Origin of the sequence: Streptomyces sp. GC420, from assembly GCF_009916105.1 — a bacterium.
In the GTDB taxonomy this organism is placed as follows: domain Bacteria; phylum Actinomycetota; class Actinomycetes; order Streptomycetales; family Streptomycetaceae; genus Streptomyces.
In genome coordinates, this window is the sequence record NZ_JAAAXQ010000451.1 from 1 (window position 1) to 5,595 (window position 5,595).

The 5,595-nt window shown below is 70.2% G+C and carries 4 protein-coding genes; 3 read left to right on the top strand and 1 reads right to left on the bottom strand.

Translation table 11 applies throughout. The features are described 5' to 3' along the window. Window positions 1-125 precede the first annotated feature (125 nt). Complete coding sequence (locus GUY61_RS33695; protein WP_166634123.1) at window positions 126-722, top strand: hypothetical protein; 597 nt, start codon at window positions 126-128, stop codon at window positions 720-722. Window positions 723-785: 63 nt separating this feature from the next. Here GUY61_RS33695 and argS read toward each other — a convergent pair whose 3' ends face one another. Continuing rightward, the gene (gene argS, locus GUY61_RS33700; protein WP_166634124.1) at window positions 786-2,561 is read right to left on the bottom strand and encodes an arginine--tRNA ligase; all 1,776 of its coding nucleotides are present in this window, start codon (window positions 2,559-2,561) and stop codon (window positions 786-788) included. Window positions 2,562-2,760: 199 nt separating this feature from the next. Here argS and lysS point away from each other — a divergent pair, with 199 nt between their 5' ends. Together lysS and GUY61_RS33710 are read left to right on the top strand one after the other, a co-directional pair. Beyond that, entirely contained in the window at window positions 2,761-4,485 is a 1,725-nt protein-coding gene (gene lysS, locus GUY61_RS33705; RefSeq protein WP_166634125.1) for a lysine--tRNA ligase, read from the top strand. Between the two features lie 628 nt (window positions 4,486-5,113). Then, window positions 5,114-5,595: metallophosphoesterase (locus tag GUY61_RS33710; protein ID WP_166634126.1), on the top strand; the 482-nt coding region annotated here is incomplete at its 3' end.

Genomic DNA, 5,595 nt, shown 5'->3' on the forward strand with positions numbered 1-5,595 from the left:
CCCTCTCCGCCTCCCCCTCGTCCTCGGCGTCGGCCCGCGCGAAGTCCCCCTCCGCGTCCTCGTCACCCAGCGGGAGCGCGAGCGCGTCCCCGACCCGCTCCTCGGGGTCCTCGGCGAGCACGGAGGTGCCCATCAGCGTCGGTGTCCGGCCGTATGCGTGGGAGCACCCGTGCAGTCAGAGCTACCTCGTCGACCGCGAGCCCGCGCAGGTCCCGCCGCCGCCGGTGCAGCAGGACGCGCCCGGCTGGGTGCGGGCGATGGGCGCCGTGTCCGCCGGACTCCAGGTGGTCGAGGTGTCCGTGCAGGGCACCGGCGAGGACACCGTGGTGCTCCAGGCCCTGCGGGTCAGGGTCGTGGGGCGCGCGGCGCCGCCCGCCTGGAACGAGTACCTCATGGGGGTCGGCTGCGGCGGCGACATCGAGACGGAGTCGTACGGGATCGACCTGGACGCGGCCCGCCCGCAGGCCGTCCCGAAGGGCGGGGAGCGGGAGTTCCGCTACTCCGTCAGCGAGAGCGACCCCGAGGTGCTGGTCGTCACGGCCGACGCGAAGGCCGGTGACGTGAGCTGGTACCTGGAGCTGGAGTGGACCAGCGGGGACCGGCACGGCACGGTCCGGGTGGACGACCGCGGCCGGCCGTTCCGTACGAGCGGGGTGGCCGGGACCACGTACGCGTACCCGCTGGGCGGCAGTGCCTGGGAGACGTACTCACCGGAGGGCTGACGGGGTGAGGACGCGCGAGAGGGGCCCCGCGTGCGCGGGGCCCCTCTCGCCCACCGGTAAGGGTCAGAGCCGCTCGGGCGTGCGGATGCCGAGGAGACCCATGCCGGTGTGCAGCGTGCGGGCGGTCAGGTCGCACAGGAAGAGGCGGTTCTCCACCTGCTCCCGGCCGCCCTCGGCCTTCACGACCGGGCACTGGTCGTAGAACGTCGTGAACAGCGAGGCCAGTTGGTAGAGGTACGAGGTCAGCTTGTGCGGCTCGTACGCGCCGGCGACCTCGGACAGCGTCTCCCCGAACTGGTCCAGGTGCAGGCCCAGCGCCCGCTCGGCCGGGGCGAGTTCCAGTCCGGTGTGCGGGACCGGCCCGACCTCGCCCGCCTTGCGGATGATGGACCGGATACGGGCGTACGCGTACTGGAGGTAGACGGACGTGTCGCCGTTGAGCGAGACCATCTGGTCCAGGTCGAACTTGTAGTCGCGGGAGGCGGAGGTCGACAGGTCGGCGTACTTCACCGCGCCGATGCCGACGTGGGCGCCGTTCTCGGTGATCTCCTGCTCGGTCAGGCCGACCTTCTCCGCCTTCTCGCGCACGACGTCCGTGGCCCGCGCGATCGCCTCGTCGAGGAGGTCGACCAGCCGCACCGTCTCGCCCTCACGGGTCTTGAACGGCTTGCCGTCCTTGCCGAGGACCGTGCCGAAGGCCAGGTGGACGGCGTCGACCTCCTCGTTCAGCCAGCCGGCCCGCCGCGCGGTCTCGAAGACCATCTTGAAGTGCAGGGCCTGGCGGGCGTCCACGACGTACAGCAGTGTGGTCGCCTTGAGGCCGAAGACCCGGTCCCGGATCGCGGAGAGGTCGGTGGCGGCGTAGCCGTAACCGCCGTCGGACTTCTTGACGATCAGCGGCACCGGGTTGCCGTCCGGGCCCTTGACGTCGTCGAAGAAGACGCACAGCGCGCCGTTGGAGCGGACCGCGACGCCCGACTCCTCCAGCAGCCGGCAGGTCTCGTCGAGCATGTCGTTGTAGCCCGACTCGCCGACGACGTCCGCGTCCTGGATCTCCATGTCGAGCTTCTCGAAGACGGAGTAGAAGTAGATCTTCGACTCGTCGACGAACTTCTGCCACATGGCGAGGGTCTGCGGCTCACCGGCCTGGAGGTCCACCACCCGGCGCCGCGAGCGCTCCTTGAACTCCTCGTCGGAGTCGAAGAGGGTCCGCGCGGCCTTGTAGAGCCGGTTCAGGTTGGACATGGCCTCCTCGCCGGTCACGTCCTCCTTGTGGTCGAGCTCGTGCGGGTGCTCGATCAGGTACTGGATGAGCATGCCGAACTGGGTGCCCCAGTCGCCGATGTGGTGCCGACGCACGACGTTCTCGCCGGTGAACTCCAGGATCCGGAAGACGGCGTCACCGATCACGGCGGACCGCAGGTGGCCGACGTGCATCTCCTTCGCCACGTTCGGCTGGGCGTAGTCGATCACGGTCGTGCCGGGCTCGTCGGCGAGGGGCACGCCGAGCCGCTCGTCCGCCGTCCGCGCGGCCAGGGTCTCCAGGATCGCCTCGTCGGAGACCGTGATGTTGAGGAAGCCGGGCCCCGAGACCTCGATCTCCTTGATCACCGAGCCGGAGCCGGTGCCGGGCAGCGCCTCGGTGACCCTGGTCGCCAGCTCCCGGGGGTTGCCCTTGAGCTTCTTCGCCAGCGCCAGGATTCCGTTCGCCTGGAAGTCCGCCCTGTCGCTGCGTCGCAGCAGCGGGTCCGCGGAGGCGCCGGCTTCCGGCAGGGCTGCCGAGAGGGCGTCCGCGAGGCGCTGGTGGACCGTAGCGGCGAGGGAAGGGACCGAGGCCATGGGATGGATGCCGTTCCTGTCGGGATCAAGGGAGGGATCAAGAAAGACGTACCGGTCAAGTATCCCACGGTGACGCCATCCATTTTTCCGTCCCGGGCCCCGCTGTGGTAAAGCGCTGTGGAAAGCAACGCGAAACCCGGCCCACCCGTCTGTGAGAATGGGTGGCGCAAGCCATCACAGAACCCCAAGCAACAAGGACGTGCCGATCGTGGCTCAGCAGAGCACCGAGACCGACTGGGTCTCCCGTTTCGCGGACGAGGTCATCGCGGAGTCGGAGAGTCGCGCGCCGGGCAAACCCGTCGTGGTCGCGTCCGGGCTCAGCCCGTCCGGCCCGATCCACCTCGGCAACCTGCGCGAGGTCATGACCCCCCACCTGGTCGCCGACGAGATCCGCCGCCGCGGGTACGAGGTGCGGCACCTGATCTCGTGGGACGACTACGACCGGTTCCGCAAGGTCCCGGCCGGGGTCGAGGGCACCGACGAGTCCTGGGCCGAGCACATCGGCAAGCCGCTGACCAGCGTGCCCGCGCCCGCCGGCTCGGCGTACCCGAACTGGGCGGAGCACTTCAAGGCCGCCATGGTCGCCTCGCTGGCCGAGCTGGGCGTGGAGTACGACCCGATCAGCCAGACCGAGCAGTACACCTCGGGCGTCTACCGCGAGCAGATCCTGCACGCCATGAAGCACCGCGGTGACATCGACGCGATCCTCGCGCAGTACCGCACGAAGCAGAAGCCCAAGAAGAGCCAGAAGCCGGTGGACGAGGCCGAACTGGAGGCCGAGGAGGGCTCCGGCGCGGCGACCGAGGACGACGGCTCCGGCTCCGCGGGCTACTTCCCGTACAAGCCCTACTGCGGCGGATGCGGCAAGGACCTCACCGTCGTCACGTCCTACGACGACGAGACGACGGAACTGGCGTACACCTGCTCCGCCTGCGGCTTCGCCGAGACGGTCCGGCTGAGCGAGTTCAACCGCGGCAAGCTGGTCTGGAAGGTCGACTGGCCGATGCGCTGGGCCTACGAAGGCGTGATCTTCGAGCCGAGCGGTGTGGACCACTCCTCTCCCGGCTCGTCCTTCCAGGTCGGCGGGCAGATCGTCGGGATCTTCGGGGGCAAGCAGCCCGTCGGCCCGATGTACGCGTTCGTGGGCATCAGCGGCATGGCCAAGATGTCCTCCTCACGCGGCGGCGTGCCCACCCCGGCCGACGCCCTGAAGATCATGGAGCCGCAGCTGCTGCGCTGGCTCTACGCCAGGCGCCGCCCCAACCAGTCCTTCAAGATCGCCTTCGACCAGGAGATCCAGCGGCTGTACGACGAATGGGACGCCCTGGAGCGGAAGGTGGCGGACGGGACCGTTCTGCCGGCCGACGCCGCGGCCCACTCGCGGGCCACCAGGACCGCGGCGGGCGAACTGCCGCGCACGCCGCGCCCGCTGCCGTACCGCACGCTCGCCTCCGTCGTCGACATCACCGCCGGACACGACGAGCAGACGCTGCGCATCCTCAGCGAGCTCGACCCGGACAACCCGCTGAAGGCCCTCGACGAGGCCCGGCCGCGCCTGGACCGCGCCGAGAACTGGATCAGCACCCATGTCCCGGCCGACCAGCGCACGGTCGTGCGCGAGGAGCCGGACACCGGGCTGCTCGCGTCCCTGGACGAGCAGGGGCGCGAGTCGCTGCGGCTGCTGCTCGAGGGGCTGGACACGCACTGGTCGCTCGACGGGCTGACCACGCTGGTGTACGGCGTGCCGAAGATCATGGCCGGGCTGGCGCACGACGCCAAGCCGACCCCGGAGCTGAAGGTCGCCCAGCGGTCGTTCTTCGCGCTGCTCTACAAGCTCCTCGTCGGCCGCGACACCGGGCCGCGGCTGCCCACGCTGCTGCTGGCCGTCGGAGCCGACCGGGTGCGCAAGCTGCTCGGCGCGTAGCACCGTCCGCGCACGGCGAGGGCCGCCCCCTGGAAACCGCAGTTTCCGGGGGCGGCCCTTCGCGTCATAGGCCGTTGACCGCCGTGGGCGGAGCTGTCCGGCGGAAGGCGACCGTGGTTCCGAGAGCCGCAGCGGGCGGCAGGCCCGCATCGGACGGTACGGAAGACGCCGGTGTGTCCGGACCGAATACCCTTCTGATCGGCTGAGTCTGCGCGTTGTAGTGGGTCGGAGCCCGCCTGCCGCGGGGGCCGGCCGATACGGACGAAGCGACCGATCCCATGGAACCGGACCGGTGTTGGGCCAGGCACTTGACGCACCGAGCACCGAGCACCGAGCAAGCACCAAGCACCGAGCAAGCACCGAGCAAGCACCGAGCAAGCACCGAGCAAGCACCGAGCACCAGGGACGCACGGCTGCCACCTGCCGCACGGCTGTCGGCGACCCTCCTTTTACGATCCACCCGCCGGACACGACAGAGGAGACTCGACGAATGATGGCAACTACGGCGCGGTCGCGCCGACCCCGTCCGGTGTCGGACGCCCGAGGGCTCTTAGGCCACCGCCACCGCCCCGGCCCCGTGCGCCAGGAGCCGCCGCTCTCCGGGCCGATCGCCGTGGGCCGGTGACGCATGGCCACCGCGAATCTGCTGGGCATCAGTGATCTGCACATCGCTTACCCGGAGAACCGCAAGATCGTGGAGGAGCTGCGCCCGTCGGCGGACGGCGACTGGCTGCTCGTCGCCGGTGACGTCGGGGAACTCACCGAGGACATCGAGTGGGCCCTGACCACGCTGAGCGACCGCTTCGCCAAGGTCATATGGGCGCCGGGCAACCATGAACTGTGGACCCCACGTGAGGACCCGGTACAGCTCCGAGGTGAGGAGAGGTACCGCCACCTGGTGGAAGTCTGCCGAAGACTGGGAATCCTCACCCCGGAGGACCCCTATGCGGTGTGGGAGGGCGCGGGCGGACCGGTGACGATCGCGCCGCTGTTCGTGCTGTACGACTACAGCTTCCGGACGCCGACCGCCCCCACCAAGGAGGCGGCGCTGGCCGAGGCGTACGAGAAGGGCGTCGTGTGCACCGACGAGTTCCTCCTCCACCCCGACCC